At 58.2% G+C, this 15403-nt stretch carries 19 protein-coding genes; 11 read left to right on the forward strand and 8 right to left on the reverse strand.

The window, feature by feature from the left end; all coding sequences use genetic code 11:
- Positions 1-8: 8 nt before the first annotated feature.
- The 6 genes from WBL42_RS08115 to WBL42_RS08140 form a co-directional block, all read right to left on the reverse strand.
- Positions 9-1340 (reverse strand): YcdB/YcdC domain-containing protein, encoded by a 1332-nt coding sequence (locus WBL42_RS08115; protein WP_424720774.1) that lies wholly within the window; start codon positions 1338-1340, stop codon positions 9-11.
- A gap of 329 nt (positions 1341-1669) precedes the next feature.
- The gene (locus WBL42_RS08120; RefSeq protein WP_424720775.1) at positions 1670-1945 is read right to left on the reverse strand and encodes an acylphosphatase; all 276 of its coding nucleotides are present in this window, start codon (positions 1943-1945) and stop codon (positions 1670-1672) included.
- 78 nt (positions 1946-2023) lie between these two features.
- The gene (locus WBL42_RS08125; protein ID WP_424720776.1) at positions 2024-2734 is read right to left on the reverse strand and encodes a sugar phosphate isomerase/epimerase family protein; all 711 of its coding nucleotides are present in this window, start codon (positions 2732-2734) and stop codon (positions 2024-2026) included.
- Between the two features lie 681 nt (positions 2735-3415).
- Positions 3416-4852: a proline--tRNA ligase gene (gene proS / locus WBL42_RS08130; RefSeq protein WP_424720777.1), complete on the reverse strand. Its 1437-nt coding sequence runs from the start codon at positions 4850-4852 to the stop codon at positions 3416-3418.
- A 14-nt stretch (positions 4853-4866) separates the two neighbouring features.
- Complete coding sequence (locus WBL42_RS08135; RefSeq protein ID WP_424720778.1) at positions 4867-5433, reverse strand: stage II sporulation protein M; 567 nt, start codon at positions 5431-5433, stop codon at positions 4867-4869.
- The gene (locus WBL42_RS08140) at positions 5426-6274 is read right to left on the reverse strand and encodes a DUF63 family protein (protein WP_424720779.1); all 849 of its coding nucleotides are present in this window, start codon (positions 6272-6274) and stop codon (positions 5426-5428) included. The genes WBL42_RS08135 and WBL42_RS08140 overlap by 8 nt, the downstream gene beginning before the upstream one ends.
- An 11-nt stretch (positions 6275-6285) precedes the next feature.
- Between WBL42_RS08140 and WBL42_RS08145 the strand changes: the two genes are divergently transcribed.
- Together WBL42_RS08145 and WBL42_RS08150 are read left to right on the forward strand one after the other, a co-directional pair.
- Positions 6286-7365: an NAD(P)-dependent glycerol-1-phosphate dehydrogenase gene (locus WBL42_RS08145; RefSeq protein ID WP_424720792.1), complete on the forward strand. Its 1080-nt coding sequence runs from the start codon at positions 6286-6288 to the stop codon at positions 7363-7365.
- 5 nt (positions 7366-7370) lie between these two features.
- Positions 7371-7817, forward strand: a complete 447-nt coding sequence (locus tag WBL42_RS08150) for a UPF0179 family protein (protein WP_424720780.1) — start codon at positions 7371-7373, stop codon at positions 7815-7817.
- 16 nt (positions 7818-7833) lie between these two features.
- Here WBL42_RS08150 and WBL42_RS08155 read toward each other — a convergent pair whose 3' ends face one another.
- Complete coding sequence (locus WBL42_RS08155) at positions 7834-8742, reverse strand: ADP-ribosylglycohydrolase family protein (RefSeq protein ID WP_424720781.1); 909 nt, start codon at positions 8740-8742, stop codon at positions 7834-7836.
- 54 nt (positions 8743-8796) lie between these two features.
- Between WBL42_RS08155 and WBL42_RS08160 the strand changes: the two genes are divergently transcribed.
- The 9 genes from WBL42_RS08160 to WBL42_RS08200 are packed head-to-tail and all read left to right on the forward strand — an operon-like array spanning position 8797 to position 14730.
- The gene (locus tag WBL42_RS08160; RefSeq protein ID WP_424720782.1) at positions 8797-9063 is read left to right on the forward strand and encodes a UPF0058 family protein; all 267 of its coding nucleotides are present in this window, start codon (positions 8797-8799) and stop codon (positions 9061-9063) included.
- A 6-nt stretch (positions 9064-9069) separates the two neighbouring features.
- Positions 9070-10647: a tRNA uridine(34) 5-carboxymethylaminomethyl modification radical SAM/GNAT enzyme Elp3 gene (locus tag WBL42_RS08165; protein ID WP_424720783.1), complete on the forward strand. Its 1578-nt coding sequence runs from the start codon at positions 9070-9072 to the stop codon at positions 10645-10647.
- A complete protein-coding gene (priS, locus tag WBL42_RS08170; protein WP_424720784.1) occupies positions 10644-11786 on the forward strand; it encodes a DNA primase catalytic subunit PriS in 1143 nt (380 codons plus the stop codon). The genes WBL42_RS08165 and priS overlap by 4 nt, the downstream gene beginning before the upstream one ends.
- Before the next feature lie 20 nt (positions 11787-11806).
- Entirely contained in the window at positions 11807-12520 is a 714-nt protein-coding gene (locus WBL42_RS08175; protein WP_424720785.1) for a hypothetical protein, read from the forward strand.
- A gap of 38 nt (positions 12521-12558) precedes the next feature.
- Entirely contained in the window at positions 12559-12837 is a 279-nt protein-coding gene (locus WBL42_RS08180) for a 50S ribosomal protein L44e (protein ID WP_292547521.1), read from the forward strand.
- Positions 12838-12843: 6 nt separating this feature from the next.
- Positions 12844-13032, forward strand: a complete 189-nt coding sequence (locus tag WBL42_RS08185) for a 30S ribosomal protein S27e (RefSeq protein WP_424720786.1) — start codon at positions 12844-12846, stop codon at positions 13030-13032.
- A gap of 6 nt (positions 13033-13038) precedes the next feature.
- Positions 13039-13830 (forward strand): translation initiation factor IF-2 subunit alpha, encoded by a 792-nt coding sequence (locus tag WBL42_RS08190; RefSeq protein WP_424720787.1) that lies wholly within the window; start codon positions 13039-13041, stop codon positions 13828-13830.
- Positions 13827-13982, forward strand: coding sequence for an RNA-protein complex protein Nop10 (locus WBL42_RS08195; RefSeq protein ID WP_424720788.1), 156 nt, complete (start codon positions 13827-13829; stop codon positions 13980-13982). The genes WBL42_RS08190 and WBL42_RS08195 overlap by 4 nt, the downstream gene beginning before the upstream one ends.
- Complete coding sequence (locus WBL42_RS08200) at positions 13975-14730, forward strand: proteasome assembly chaperone family protein (protein ID WP_424720789.1); 756 nt, start codon at positions 13975-13977, stop codon at positions 14728-14730. Before WBL42_RS08195 ends, WBL42_RS08200 begins: the two co-directional genes overlap by 8 nt.
- 97 nt (positions 14731-14827) lie before the next feature.
- Here WBL42_RS08200 and WBL42_RS08205 read toward each other — a convergent pair whose 3' ends face one another.
- Positions 14828-15247: a hypothetical protein gene (locus tag WBL42_RS08205; protein ID WP_424720790.1), complete on the reverse strand. Its 420-nt coding sequence runs from the start codon at positions 15245-15247 to the stop codon at positions 14828-14830.
- Positions 15248-15403: the final 156 nt, after the last annotated feature.

Genomic DNA, 15403 nt, shown 5'->3' on the forward strand with positions numbered 1-15403 from the left:
AGGATATTCTAGTGCCGGTACTCCAGCTCCGTGACATTGCCGGTCTGAATATCGACCCAGCCGATACCCTGTGGCAGCGACGGGTCGGCCCGGATCGTTGCATCATCGAACAGGACTTTCCATGCAAGCGGTACACTTCCGGGCTGCTGGGTGACGCCGGGGGTATGCTGGTTGTTCCATCGGATATCGGCGGAGATGATCCGGACACTTTCAACCGAGTCCGGGTACCTGTTCTTTGCTGCCTGCATCATGGCAAACGTGGCATCGCGTTTCCCGACTGCCTGTTCGAGAGTTTGTGAGAAGGCGAAATCCTGCGTTGTCCACGTCTTGTCATAGGAAAGCACGTTCCCGGTCACGGAATCCACCGCAATCACGATCCTGTCTGTATCGACCGGGAAGTCCTGGAAGATCCGCTCGTAGGTAAGGACGTACTCTCCTGCTGACGGGTCAGTGGCGTTGCCCCAGTCCTCATACCGCTCTGCTGTCATATTGAGGGGAAGTGGCCCGCCGTTGTGGTCGCTGATGTACTGGTCGGCAATTGCTTTTGCCCGGTCCTGGTCGATCGAAGGGCCTGCCGGTCGCCCGGTATGCGGAATCGTGAGGATGAGTGTTATAGCCTCGCCGGTGGTAGCATCGATGCCCCCCCGGGCGATTTCGGTGTTCCCGGTGAGGAAGATGAACTGCCATTCGCCACCCCTGACCGGATCGTTGGCGAACCAGACCTTTACCTGCTCCGGGTTGAGCCCGGGGAATTCTGAGAGGGCCTGGACCTTTGCCTTTGTGGCCGTGATAGTGGCATTTTCCTGCCCGGGCATGTAAGGCTCTCCTGTCGTTCCGTCAATGAATATAACGAAATCCCCTCCCCCGGGGGGATTTACCGGGGCAAGGATAAACCCGAAAAGTGTGCGGTTGGATCCGGATGAATAATTTACGCTCATGATGACAGATTCTCCGGCCGGGTAATATACCCGGAGCGAATTTACTGCATCGTCGAGGGAGATCATGCCCCCCGAGGCCTGCACGGGGACTCCCGGGCCGACCGGATAGGTGTAGGTCTCTGCCGGTGTGACATTCGACGCCGGTAATCCGGCGTGACCCGCGGGAACCGTGGTTGGCGGGATGGTAGTTACGGGCGCCGTCACAAGCGGGTGGGCCGTTGTCGGTGTTTTCAGGCCGGGGAAGATACCGGATAACAGGACCATTGCAATAGCCGCAATCACGACAATGGCCCCGGCGAGGAGGAGTTTTCTTTTGAGCCTGCGGCTCTGGTTCTCCCGTACTTTCTTCCTGTACCGCTCGGGTAAATAGGGCTGGTTGAAATCCCCGGAGTCATCGCTCACTGGTGCCGCCTCATTACACTAGTAGTTATTCCGGCAGGAGATAAAAAAGGGCGGGCCTCCATGGCACAATCCGGCTTCCCTGCAACCGCTGTGCCGGAATTGTTGCCAGTTCCGGTCTGCCGGAACAAAAACCACGACACCTGTCACCGTAGGGGATGCGATGACCGGATGGCTGCACTCCGCCCGGTTATCCTCGTCTGCATAAGAAGTCCCCGATAGGGATACGGGTGCGGGGGTCAACAGGTTTATGGTCGGGAAGAATGCGGAGGGAGGCAGCGGATCGGTTGTCCGCAGGATGGTTTTATGTGGAACTCCCGTCTCCTGCCGGTCTACCATTCCACCCGGAAGCCATGGAACTCCCCTGTGGCCTGGCCCGGCGTGACTGCGATCTTCTCGACCTGGATCACCGGATTGTCCCGTGCATGGGTGAGCCGGATAAAATCTGCAAGCGAGGCCGGGGAGCTCTCGGCTACCATCTGCACCGTGCCGTCCGGCATATTCTTCACGTACCCGTGGACCCCGGTCTCATGGGCGCATTCTTCTACAAAATGGCGGTATCCCACTCCCTGCACCCTTCCCCGGGCAACGGCCGTGATCCTCTCCATACGGTACTATTGAGGAAACGGTCCGCCATAAATCTTGGCAAACGACCAGGAAACGTATCGCAGGAACCCGGATGCCCATCACAGGGTTTCGAGCGCCTTCATACTCTTCAGGACGCCGTCAAAGGATCTCACTTCGATGACCGCAGTCGCTTGCTCCCGCCGCTGTGCGGCCATTACCGGGGCAAAATCGATATCGCCCTCCCCGACAGGGCTGTGGGTATCCCGTTTCCCGTTATTGTCATGGATGTGCATGTGGCAAAACCCCGTTTCAAGAAATCCTGGCAGGCACTGGTTGAGGTTCGCATGCCCGACATCAAGGGTGAACGCTGTCCCGTCAATGATCGCAAGGTCTTCAGGAGTCCTTAAGTTGAAGAAGTTCATGTCCCCCATGTTCTCAAACGAGAAGGTGATCGAGAGCTCGCGGGCAGCACGGGTCAGCTCGGCAAGGGATTTCCGGAACTGGCGATCAGCTTGTTCCCGCTCCTGTTCCCAGGCAAAATAGCCCGGGTGAAGGACTACTGCAGCCCCGATCTCCGCAGCTACGGTAAAGCAGTCGGTCATCACCTCGACGCTTGCCCTGCGGACGGGCTCGAAGATGCAGGCGATGTTCATGCCATGGTAGGGGGCATGGAGGACGAAGTCTGCGGAATAGCTATCGAACAGATCGGTATCAGTAATAAAATGGGGGCCCTCGTCCACCACCTCGATGAGGCCGGTGAGAGTAGAGAGCCGGTCCAGTGCGGCAGGCAGGGGCTCCTCAAGGAGGCAGTAGGTCGAGATGCCCAGCATGCTTTAGCGGTGGCGTGGGACGGGATAAAAAGGTTGGGATTGGGGGGGGGGTCAATAGCTGTGCTGTTAAATGACATCGTGTCCGTTTCCAATTAAAATAACAACTCGCAATCATAACAAATTAGTACAATAAAGGGAAAGACGATGAAACAAATCACCAACGATAACCGTGAATGGTTTCAGGAGTGGGCAAGCGAATACGACAACACTCTGGGAAAAGTAAAAAGACACCACAAATAGCAGACCCCCACCCCCCTTTGCGTTTCAAATCGTGTCGACCCCCCTCTGCATGGGGGTGGGGGGTTACCGGCATACCCCCCGCCATTGCCCGGGAATTTCCCTGTTTACTCAAAAGTGAGAACCCTGCGAACCCCTCAGCTCCGTCTGCGGCTCCATGCGAAACTCTGGCCGGAAAGGGTGCGTTACTCACACATGGGGGGAGGGGGTATCCGGCATACCCCCCACCGTTTGGATTTTAAATCGATCATACCCCCCACCTAGGGTCAGGGGAGTATGCCGGATACCCCCCTTGCCGGGCCGGAAATGTTCCGGCCGGGGGGTTGCCGGAATCTGTACGGATCGCGGAGTTACGTCGGGTGATTCCGCTGAAAAGGTGGTTGGGGCTGCCACTGAGGGGGAGGGGGGTTGGCAGGAGACCCCCCACCAATTATTTAAAAAAAATCAGTACGTCCTTCCCACGAGCGTTGCCTTGCCGGGCTTCCCGCAGATGATGCAGCACCCGTCCGTGCAGGTAACGTACGGTGACCGCACATCGGTACCGAGGATGGACGAGTTCGCCTTCTCTTCGATCGCATCCCCGCACCCCCGCACCCGGCACCAGTGGACGACCGCGACCTTGCCGTCATTGAGTGCTGCATTGAGGGCATCCATAGTGTCAACCGAACAGAGGTGCGATTTCGTGTGCTCCTCGGCCTTTGCCCGGATCGCATCGGTGATCTCGCCGAGCACCCGGGTCACGCCGTCCGTAACGGTTGCGAGCTCGATCTGGCTCTTCCCGCCCGTCCGCTTCACGGTCATCACTTTGCCGCCGTCCAGGTCCCTCGGCCCGAGTTCGAGACGGAGCGGCACGCCCCGGAGTTCCCACCAATAGTACTTCGCGCCGGGCCGCATGTCCCGGGTATCCATCTTCACCCGAAACCCTGCCGCCTTGAGATCCGCCTCAAGCTTCTGCGCTGCGGCAAGCACATCGTCGTGCCGTTTCCCGATCGTGATCGGGACAATAACTGCCTGCACCGGTGCAACGGCTGGCGGGAGGATCAGCCCCTTGTCGTCGCCGTGCATGCTGATGAGGGCCGCGATGCACCGCTCCGAGATCCCGTAGCAGGTCTGGTTCGCGAGCTGCTGCTCCCCGTTCTTGTCCTCGTACTTGATCGAGAATGTCTTCGAGAAGTGGGTGCCGAGGTGGTGGACCGTCCCGATCTGGAGGGTCCGGCCGTTCGGCATGATCGCGTCCACTGCGATCGTATAATCCGCGCCCGGGAACTTGTCCCAATCCGGGCGCTTCGAGATGGTGATCGGGATGCAGAGCTCGTCATAAAACTCTTTTGTCAGGCCGAGCTCGTACTCCACCTGTGCCTCCGCCTCGTCCCACGTGGCGTGGACGGTGTGTGACTCCATGAACGACGTGATCTCGCGGAGCCGGATAAGGGGCCTTGTTTGCTTGGTCTCGTACCGGAACGTGTTGACGATCTGGTAGTATTTCATCGGCAGGTCGGCATGCGAGCGGAGCCAGAGCGCGTACATCGGGTAGATCGCCGTCTCGCTCGTGGGCCTGAGCGCGAGCTTGACATCGAGTGGTGTCGTGCCTCCGTGGGTCACCCAGTAGACCTCGTCCTCGAAACCCTTGATGTGCTCGGCCTCCTTCATGAACTCCTGCTCGGGGATCAGGAGGGGGAAAAGCGTCTCCTGGTGGTCGCGGTCGAGGAGTTCGCGGAGCCCGTTGTACACGAACTTGCGAATCGCAAACCCGTACGGGTACCAGACATAGAGCCCCTTGACCGGGTAGCGGACGTCCATGATCCCGGCCCGCCAGAGAAGATCGTTAAACCATCCTGAAAAGTCCTGCTTCGGCGGCAGGGCGCCCGCATCGTCGTCCATTTCAATAAAACCCTCTAAGTTACCAGATGTATGACTGCCGGCGTAATAAAAGCCTCGACGCACGCGGCGATAGCAACGAGCGGCAGGACCCGGATGATAAAGATCCGGGCATAACGGGACGCGTCCGCGGCTGCATCATGCCCGCCATACCATTCCGCGATCAGGGACTGTGCGAGCAGGATACCAAGCGCTCCTGATATAATGAATGCCGGTATCTCGAAGATACCGTGCGGGAGGATCGCTGCGGCGACAAAGAGCGCCGAATGGTCCTTGTGGACGATCTCCATGACGGCCCCGATCACGATCCCGTTGAGGCTCATGATGAAGATCGTCAGGATGCCAAACGAGGCCCCTCCAAGGAAAAGCATGATACAAGCCTCGAGATTATTGGCAAAGAGCTTGACGCACATATCGGCAGGGTTGTCAACTGACATCTGGCCTGCCACCTCTTTCTCGAAGAGTTTCATGAGGTCCTGCCCTATCGACGGGTTCTGCGCCGTGCCTACCCAGCCGACGGTAACCGTTGTACAAAAAAGAAGGAGCGTGATGATGAGTGCATCGGTGAGTACGGAATCAGACATAGAGGACCATCCGGACCATGTCCCGGACGCCCGGGGCAAACCCGACTACGATCATCGCGAGCAGCACGAGGTGCCAGAAGGCCGGGTTCGCCTCTTTCCGGAACATCTGCATGAAGTAGATTGCCGGGAAGAGGACGACCAGTTTGAGCGGGAACATGATGAACGCGGTGTGGGCCCAGTCGATGAGGAAGGAACCGACCACGTGCTGCTCGATGTAGTGGACAGCCGGGTGGAAGTCGATGCCGTAACTCGTGGCGCTTGCGTCCAGCAGCTGGCCGAAGAGGAGCATTATGTACAGCGGGTCGCTGACGTACTCCCACTTGAGGATATATCTGATGAACCCCCAGACGATTGCCGTAGCAGTGGCTGCCATGCCAAGAATGATGGCGAGGATTGAGAGGTCGACCCCATGGTGAGGGATGCTCCAGGCGATGAGGACAAGCGCGACACAGAATGTCGAAAAGATGCCGGCACCTGCGTAGACCTTCAGGTAATCGTCGACAAATCCCTGCCGCTCCAGGTACCTGGAGAAGAGGAGGATACCAAACGTATAGGCGAAGATGACAAAGTAGATGAACGGCGTGACGATCGCAAACTGGATGTCGGACTGGATCACGTGGGTGTCCTGGACCACCCTGAGGACACCCCCGAAGATCACGTAGGGGATGGTAGCGAGCACGAACCGGCCGTCAACCTTGAAGTCCGAGTTGTTGAACCAGCGGTAGATCAGGTAGAGCGCAACTATGAGGATGAGGGCGTACGTGATTGTCTCGACAGCATTGTAAGGCTGTTCGTATCGTATGGGATCGATGTAGTATTTGTAGAGGAAATCACTAATCATCCATGAGTACAATGAGCGCAGATGCAATAAAATTACTCAGGGACAAGGTCTTTGACAAGTCCAAGTGGATGCAGCTGCCCCGTGATGTGGTGATCGGGCATGACGTGTTCGGCCAGATCCCCGCGGTATGCGATGACCTGAGCCTTGGCCCCTCCGCGCTCCTGATCTCGGGAAGAGGCACGATGGACCTTGCCGGCTGCAGGGTGCTGGAGATCCTCTCCCCTTCCCGCACGGTTACACCGTTCCTTGCCGAGGAGATCACCATACCCGTCATCAAGGATGCCGAGAAGGCAGCGGACGGCATGGATTTCATCCTCGGTGTTGGCGGTGGCCGGGTGATCGATACCGCAAAGATTGTAGCATACAACCTTGACATCCAGTTCATCTCCGTCCCGACCGCAGCTTCCCATGACGGCATCGCCTCCGCCCGCGCCTCGGTCGCGATGGACGAGGGGCACTCGTCGCTCGAGGCCCAGCCCCCGATTGCGATCATAGCGGATACGGGGATCATCGCTTCAGCCCCCCACCGGCTCCTCGCCGCTGGGTGTGCGGACGTGATCTCGAATTACACTGCGATCCTCGACTGGGAGCTCGCCCACCGGGTGAAAGGCGAGGCGATGAGCGAGTACGCGATCGCGCTCTCTAGGATGACTGCGGAGATCCTGGTGAAGAACGCCCACCTGATCAAGCCCCACCAGGAGCAGTCTGCCTGGTTTGTGACTAAGGCGCTCGTATCGAGCGGGGTTGCGATGAGCATTGCCGGTTCGTCCCGTCCGGCAAGCGGCGGGGAGCACAAGTTCTCCCATGCCCTGGACCGGCTCGCCCCGGGGAAAACCCTCCACGGCGAGAGCTGCGGGATCGGGACGATCATCTCCATGTACCTCCATGGGGGAGACTGGCGCAGCATCCGCTCGTCTTTAAAGAGTATCGGGGCGCCCGTGACGCCGGCTGACGTGGGCATTGACGATGCGGTTGCAGTCGAGGCGCTCCTGATGGCAAAGACTATCCGTCCTGAGCGCTTTACCATATTCGATATGGGGCTCACACGTGAATCCGCAGAGAACCTCGTGCAGATGCTCTACCGGGAGTGAACCAGATGACCGACTCTAAATCGAAGGTAACGCTTGTGGGGACCGTGCTCGCCCGCCAGGGGGTCGAGTTCATCTACGAGGGCGAGGCCCCCGGGTGCGACAACTGCAAGGTGAAGAAGGCCTGCAACAACCTCCAGAAAGGGCACAAGTACCGGATCGTAACCGTCAGGACCACCCATCACGAATGCCCGGTCCACCTCAACGGTGCGACTGCAGTCGAGGTGGCGGAGGCCCCGATCACGATCCTGATCAGCCCGGAGATGGCGATCGTCAATTCGAAGATCAAGCCTGATTTCTCCTGCAACAAGGGGGACTGCAGGAGTTTTGCGCTCTGCCGTCCCGAGGGAGTCGTCGAAGGCGAGAAGTACACTGTCGTTGATGTGCTTGGGAACGCATCGGATATCTGCGACAAGGGCCGGGCGCTGAAGCTGGTGGAGATTAAGCCGGCGTAGTTCAATCTTCTTTTAATTAATCGTTTAAATGTCCCCCGGCTCTATCCGCTCTCTTCTCCCAAACCCGCTCCGCCAGCTCCACCAGCCCATCGTACCCCTCAACCTCACGACTCCACCTTACAGGGATTGCGTCCACTCCCCAGTATGCCCCGGCAAGGGCACCGGTACAGGCACCGACCGTATCCGTATCCCCGCCGAGGTTGATCGCCAAAAGTAAAGCATGTTCGAGTGACCGCGACTCCATGAAGCAGGAGAGGGCCGCATGCGAGCACTCCACCGCATCAAGACCGGGTACTATAGTATACTGCCGGTAATTGCCGAGCACGGTGCGTACTTCAGGATCAGTACAAAGGGACCGTGCGTGCCGGAATGCCGCTGGCCGGGAGATCCCCCGGCACAGGTCGCTCACCATCACGTTCAGGAACGCAGAGCAGTGGCCCCCGACCGGGTCAAAATGGGTCAGCCGCGAACAGGTTAAACTGACATCATAAACTTCCGGGGCCGAATAAAAGATCCCGAGGGGGAACCCCCGCATCACGCTGCCGTTGGACCGGCTGCTGCCACGGCGTTTGTGGACAAGCAGTGCAGCCTGGTGCGGCAGGGTCCCGGATTCCACCAGATCAAAGAATGCTGAGGATGTGGGACCGAACCATGCGGGACGCAGTCTGTACCCGGCAATCAGTCGCATTACAAGGTCATCCGGGTCAAAACCCCTGTAATCTGCAAGCGATTCCGCGACCGCGATGGCCTGCAGGGTATCGTCCGTGACCTTCCCTTTTTTCCGGAAATGACGCCCGCCGGAACGCATTTCTGCCACCCACGCTTCAGGTTGTGGAGATCCTTCAAAAGGCGCACCCAATGCGTCGCCAATTGCGAGCGCAACCAGCGATCCAACGTGCCGCAGGCTTCCTGATATAAATCTCACCAGTAAGGTATATGTGCACCACAAAATAAGGATTCATTTGGAAAAGGTGATAGTGTGCAAAAGGAAGAGTTGCTGCATCTACATATGTTGATGATCCACATCAAGAAATATTACGAGGGAGTCACCAACGAGGAAATCCAGACCGAACGGTACAACTCTCTTGAGATCTCTCCTGTCCACATCCACAAGGACAAGAAGGCCCACAAGGACGCTCTCCTCACGCTCGGGGATGAGATCGTCACTCATATCCACCACCGCAGCATGCCCGTGGTGAACTACTCTTCTGAGACTGCATCGGTCAAAGTTGCAGCCGAACATTAACTGTTTATGGATGAGGCCATTGCGCTGCGGGAGATGATCTCCCGCATCCTCACCCTGCCCCCCGGTGACGATGCGATTGTTGCCGCCAAGATCGCGGTCTGCCGGAAGTACTCCCTGCCAGCGGTGCCCAAGAACTCCGCCATCCTCGCGGCTGCGCTGCCGGAGGAACGGGAGACCCTCCGGAAGATCCTGATGGTCAAGCCTACCCGCACGCTCTCCGGGGTGGCACCGGTCGCCGTGATGACATCGCCTTTTGCCTGTCCGCACGGCAAGTGCCTCCCATGCCCGGGCGGACCGGACCACCCCTTCCACTCCCCGCAGAGCTATACCGGGGAAGAGCCGGCGGCGAAGCGTGCGAGGGAGCATGAGTATGATCCGTTCCGGCAGGTGCATGCCCGGCTCGAACAGTTCGAGATCCTCGGGCACCGGGTGGACAAGGTGGAGCTGATCGTGATGGGTGGGACGATGACCGCCCGGCCGGTGGATTACCAGGAATCGTTTGTCTCTCGCTGTATCGAAGCGATGAATACGTACCCCGGGGGCTCTCCCGCCACAGAGGCCCGCGACGTGGCGACCGTGGAGGCGGAGAACGAGCAGTCCGCGATCCGGAACGTTGCGATCACGTTCGAGACCCGTCCGGACTGGTGCCGGCGGGAGCACATCGACCGGATGCTTGAACTCGGGGTGACCAAGGTAGAGCTCGGGGTCCAGCACACAGACGACGCAGTACTGGCCTTCAACCGTCGCGGGTGCACCGTCGCCGATACAGTCGAGGCCAACACCCTCCTCCGCGATGCCGGGCTCAAGGTGGGGTTCCACATGATGCCGAACCTGCCCTCCTCGACAATAGAGGCGGACCGGGCGATGTTCGATACGATCTTCACTGATCCCCGCTTCAGACCGGACTTCCTCAAGATCTACCCCACGCTTGTCACGCCCGGTTCAGAAATCGAGGACCTCTGGCAGCGGGGCCTCTACTCCCCCTACGGCGAAGAAGAGCTCGTGGACCTGATCGCGTATGCCAAGTCGGTGATCCCCGAGTTCACCCGGCTCCAGCGGATACAACGCGATATCCCGGCAAAACTGATCGTGGCCGGCTCCCGGCATTCCAACTTCCGGCAGCTGGCACAGGCACGGCTCACTGCACTTGGCAAGCGGTGCCGGTGCATCCGCTGCCGGGAGATCGGCCGGCTCCCGTCAGTTGTGGAGGCAGATGTGCGGGTACTTGAGTACGAGGCCTGCGGTGGCCAGGAGCACTTCATCTCGGCGGTATCCGGGGATTCCCTGATCGGTTTTGCCCGGCTCCGGTTCCCCTTTCAGGTGTACCGTCCCGAGCTCGACTGTGCAGCAATCCTCCGGGAGCTGCATGTCTATGGCAGCCTCGTATCGGTCGGGAAGGATGCCGGGGACGAAGAATGGCAGCACCGGAACTTCGGCCGGCTCCTCCTTGCCAGGGCCGAGGAGATCGCAACCGATGGCGGGTACACCAGACTCGCGATCATGAGCGGCATCGGTGTCCGGCCCTATTACCGCAGGCAGGGCTATGAACGCAGCGGTCCATACATGGTTAAGGTGCTGCAATGAACCCGGCCACTACCGAATTCCTCCGCCAGCGGTTTACCGAGTACTACCGGAAGGCAGTCCTCCTGACGCCTTCATCCCTCGTGCAGCGCGAGTGGGGTTTTGTCCTCTTCAACCCGGGCGGCACGGAGATGCGGATGCGCAGGCACATCGGCTTCTCCGGCAGGGAGGAACTCGGGGACTATATCCGGAACCTGATCCCCCAGCACGCCTATTACTCGACTGCATACTACGAGAAGCCGGACGCCGGGACCATGGCAGACAAGGGCTGGTGCGGGGCGGACCTGATCTTCGATCTTGATGCAGACCATATCGTGCGGGGCCCGTACGACCAGATGCTCGCCCGGGTCAAGGTAGAGACCGGTAAGCTTCTCGCGATGCTGACCGACGAGTTCGGCGTGGACCCGAAAGTTATCGAGCTGGTCTTCTCCGGGGGCCGTGGCTATCACGTCCACGTCAAGGACATCGCGTTCCGTGGCTGGGGGAGTGCCGAGCGAAGAGAACTGATCGACTATGTCTGCGGGATCGGGATCGACCCGGGGGCCCTGCTCTCCGGGAAGATCACGACCGCGCCGGGCTGGCCGAACCGGTACCGCGGGGCCCTGCAGGAGTTCCTCGGCTGGATCGGGGAGATGCCGCATGACGAGGCGATGAAGTTTCTCACCTCCCATCCGGGTATCGGCGACAAGATGGCCGAGCGGCTGCTGAACGAACGCGGGACTCTCGAAAAGCACCTTGCCTCCCGCCCATCCGAGCTCGTGGTGAAAGGAAAACTCCGTGACGAGGCCCTCCGTATTCTTGTCGAGAAGGAGGATGGGGAGTTCCGGAAGCGCCTGCTTGAGAGGGCTGCGCTCGCCGACGAACCGGTCACTACCGATACCAAGCGACTGATACGGATGCCGACATCCCTCCATGGCGGGAGCGGGATGCGGGTACAACCGCTTGAGCTCCGTGAGTTCCACGACTTCGATCCCCTCACCGATGCGGTGGTCTTCGGGAGCCGGGATGTCAGGGTAGACCAGAAGTTCCCGCTGAAGATGCCGATGCTCGGAAGTACTTATGAGCTCAAAAAGGGCATCTCTACAGTACCGGAAGCGGTGGCAGTCTTTCTCTGCTGCCGCGGCATGGCGGAAATCACTTAAGTATCACTTAGGGGCGAACAATGCATCTTGACGATCTGCGCAGTATCCTCCTCTCGGAACGGGAGACCGGGCGGCTCACGGCCGTTGCACCCGATATCTTCGAGAAGGGCCATGCGGAACTCGCAGCGATCACCAAAAAAGTGTATGCGTTCGAGGATCCATTCTCGGACGATGCCCGCTCCCTGATCGATGAGACCCTCTCGATCCGCGAGACCCTCCAGGACCTGTTTGCAATCCGGTCGCGCAAGATCCTTGCCCTTACCATCATGCATGCGGAGGGAAACTATTACGACCGCGAGGAGGTCAAGCGGATGATCCCCGCAGAACACGAGATGTTCGATGCAGCAACAGCCAGCATCGAGAAGTGCCAGGGAATCCTGCTCTACAACAAGCCCCGCAGCACTATCCACGCGCCTCTGATCACCGCGCCTTCCGTGGTTGCGTCTGAAGCCGGGGAGGTTGAAGAAACTGGAGAACCCCTGCCGGACCTGATGGAAGACGGGGGTCAGGAGCTGCCGTTGGCAGCGGGCTCTGTCGCACAGGCGGCGGGGATGCCTTCGATCCTCGCCCATCCGTGCACCCTTGTCCGGGTGCTGGACGATATGGAATCGTTCATGGGAGTGGATGGGAGGATTTATACCCTCTCAAAGGGAGATATAGTGACGCTTCCGGAGCGGAACGCTGCGGTACTGAGCGAACGCAACATAGTCTTAAATATCCAGATTTGCAAATAATATAGGTATTCTTAATCGGGATTATCGGTGAAATTTTCATGAAGATGCCAGCGAAATTCACAACTTACTGCCCCTTTTGCAGGAACCATCAGGTGCACGAGGTTGAAAAGGTAAAGAAAGGCAAGACCACCGGCCTCCACTGGATCGACCGCCAGAAGGCCCGGAGAGGTCGCGTAGGTAACATGGGCAAGTTCTCAAAGGTGCCCGGCGGCGACAAGCCGACCAAGAAGATCAACGTCCGGTACCGCTGTGTCACCTGCGGAAAGGCGCACCTGCGCAAGGGCTACCGTGTCGCGAAGTTCGAACTGACGGAGTGAAGCGAAATGGTACAACAGATTCGGGAAAACCGGAGTAAATTTTTCAAGGTAAAGTGCCCTGACTGCGACAACGAGCAGGTCATCTTCGAGAAGGCCAGCACGGTCGTCAAGTGTGTCGTATGCGGCCGCGATCTTGCCACCCCCGCGGGCGGCCGGGCAACCCTCAAGGCAGAGATCGTCCAGGAGCTCAAGTAACCACTTATGACGGACAGAGAGTGGCCACAGGAATCAGAACTGGTCGTCTGCACGGTAGAGAACGTCAAGGACTTTGTCGCCTTCGTCTCGCTCGATGAATACGGTGGCCGCCAGGGGCTCATCCCCATCTCTGAAATTGCAACGGGCTGGATCAAGTACATCCGCGACCATATCCGGGAAGGCCAGAAGATCGTCTGCAAGGTCCTCAACGTAGACAGGACCCGCGGACACATCGACCTTTCTCTCAAAGATGTCAATGAGCACCAGCGCCGCGAGAAGATCCGCGAGTGGAAGAACGAGTCCAAGGCCCAGAAGTGGCTGGGATTCGTTGCGGAACAGTCGGGTGAACCCCTCGCTGCGATCGAGGATGTAATCTACAAGAAGTACGGGGCTTTCTACCCGGTCTTCGAGGATATCGTGATCGATCCCGAGACCTCGCTCAAGAAACTGGGCTTCTCAAAGAAGGTCACGGAGATCCTCCAGCGCGTTGCGCAGGAGAGCGTGAAGGTGCCTCACGTGGAAGTGACCGGCCACCTTATCCTCACCTCCACCAGGCCCGATGGCATTGAAGTGATAAGGAAAGCGCTCGAGAAGGCGAGCGCGTCGAAAAGCCAGGGTGCAGAGATCGAGCTCCTCTACCTCGGCGCTCCCACGTACCGCATCAAAGTGACCGCTCCCGATTACAAGGCAGCCGAGAAGGCGATCGAGAAGTCGGCGAATGCTGCGATCGCGGTCCTGGAAAAGTCAGGCGGCGAAGGCAAGCTCGTCAAGAAACCGAAATCCGGGAAAAGTGCATGACCGGGCGCATCCGGCACTGCTCTGCAGACAATATCTATACTCTTTCTCCTACCTGTCCCGTGTGCGGGCAGCCGACGGCAGTAGCACATCCTGCACGGTTCTCTCCTGAAGACAAGTACGGTAAATACCGCAGGCTGGCACAGCATGATTGAAGAGATTACCGTAACGTACACGGACAGTTTCAAGGATAAACGGCCTGTCGATCCCATCCTCATTGAAGGACTCCCCGGTATCGGCCAGGTGGGAAAACTGGTTGCCGAGTACATGATCCACATGCTCGGGGCCGAGAAGATCGGGGAGATCCATTCGATCTACCTTCCGCCCCAGGTGATCATCGATGAGAACGGTCTCGCCCGGCTGGCACGGAACGAGCTCTTTCTCTACCAGACCGAAGGCCGGGACATTGTCTTCTTGGTTGGCGACCACCAGAGCACCTCGAACGAGGGGCACTACCTCCTCGCCGACTGCTACTGTGAGATTGCACAGGAGCTGCACGTCTCGCGGATCTACACCCTCGGGGGTTTTGGTGTCGGCCACCTCGTGAATGGACCCCGTGTGCTCGGGGCGGTGAACCGGGCGGAACTCCGGGAGGAGATGGAGGCGGCTGGCGTAACGTTCAACCGGGACGAACCGGGCGGCGGGATCGTGGGTGCCGCCGGCCTGATGCTGGGCCTCTCGGCACAGCGGGGCATCGATGCGGTCTGCCTGATGGGCGAGACGAGCGGGTACCTCGTCGACCCGATGAGTGCGGCAAATGTTCTTGCCGTGCTCTCGAAGCTGACCGGTGTCCCGGTCGATTCCACGAAACTCAATGACCGGGCGGCCGAGATGGAGAAGGCGATCGAGAACCTGGTCGAAGGCGACAAGGGGAACGAAGAAGAGCTGAGTTATATCGGGTGAACCCGGGGCCGGGAGCGGTCGGCTATTGGATGTGCCGGATATTCCGGGCTTTTTTAAATAACACACTGTTGACTGTGTAAAATCTAAAAAATATATACTACAAAATCAATCTTGGGGCTATAATCAGAAATATCAATATCATTGCCCACGCAAATAGGACGAATATCATAAAATATTGCATTAAAATGAATGATCGAATATACCAAGAATCTGTTTTTCGCCATTTTTTGATTTCATCGAAATCTTTGAAAAAAATATTATTGTTTGGTTTTAACTTGAGAACTTCTATGATAGAATCTATCTCTTTTCGAGCGCCGTAAATATGCATTGATAAAACAAAGGATCCTGAAAGACCTATCAATGAGATTATTACTTTCAAAGCGTAATTGTCGATGCTACCGAAAGCAAGTAACAATGCACCTATACCGACAATTCCAATTCCAAATTCTGACCATGTAGCTTCATCTTGGCGAAGGAAATAGCCCCACAATTCCTTATCATCGAGTCCCGTGCACATATTTTTCAATTATCAAATGTTTTATTTATAATATCGTAATGATTGCTGTGACTTATTCTATATGAGCCTAGGGACGGCAATTCCCGGCGGTTCCCACACTCTGTCTTGTGATGCTTCCCACCCCCTTCGCGGGGGTCGCTCGGCCGCCTCGTCGGG

Origin of the sequence: Methanoregula sp. (assembly GCF_049686655.1) — an archaeon.
Lineage (GTDB): Archaea > Halobacteriota > Methanomicrobia > Methanomicrobiales > Methanospirillaceae > Methanoregula.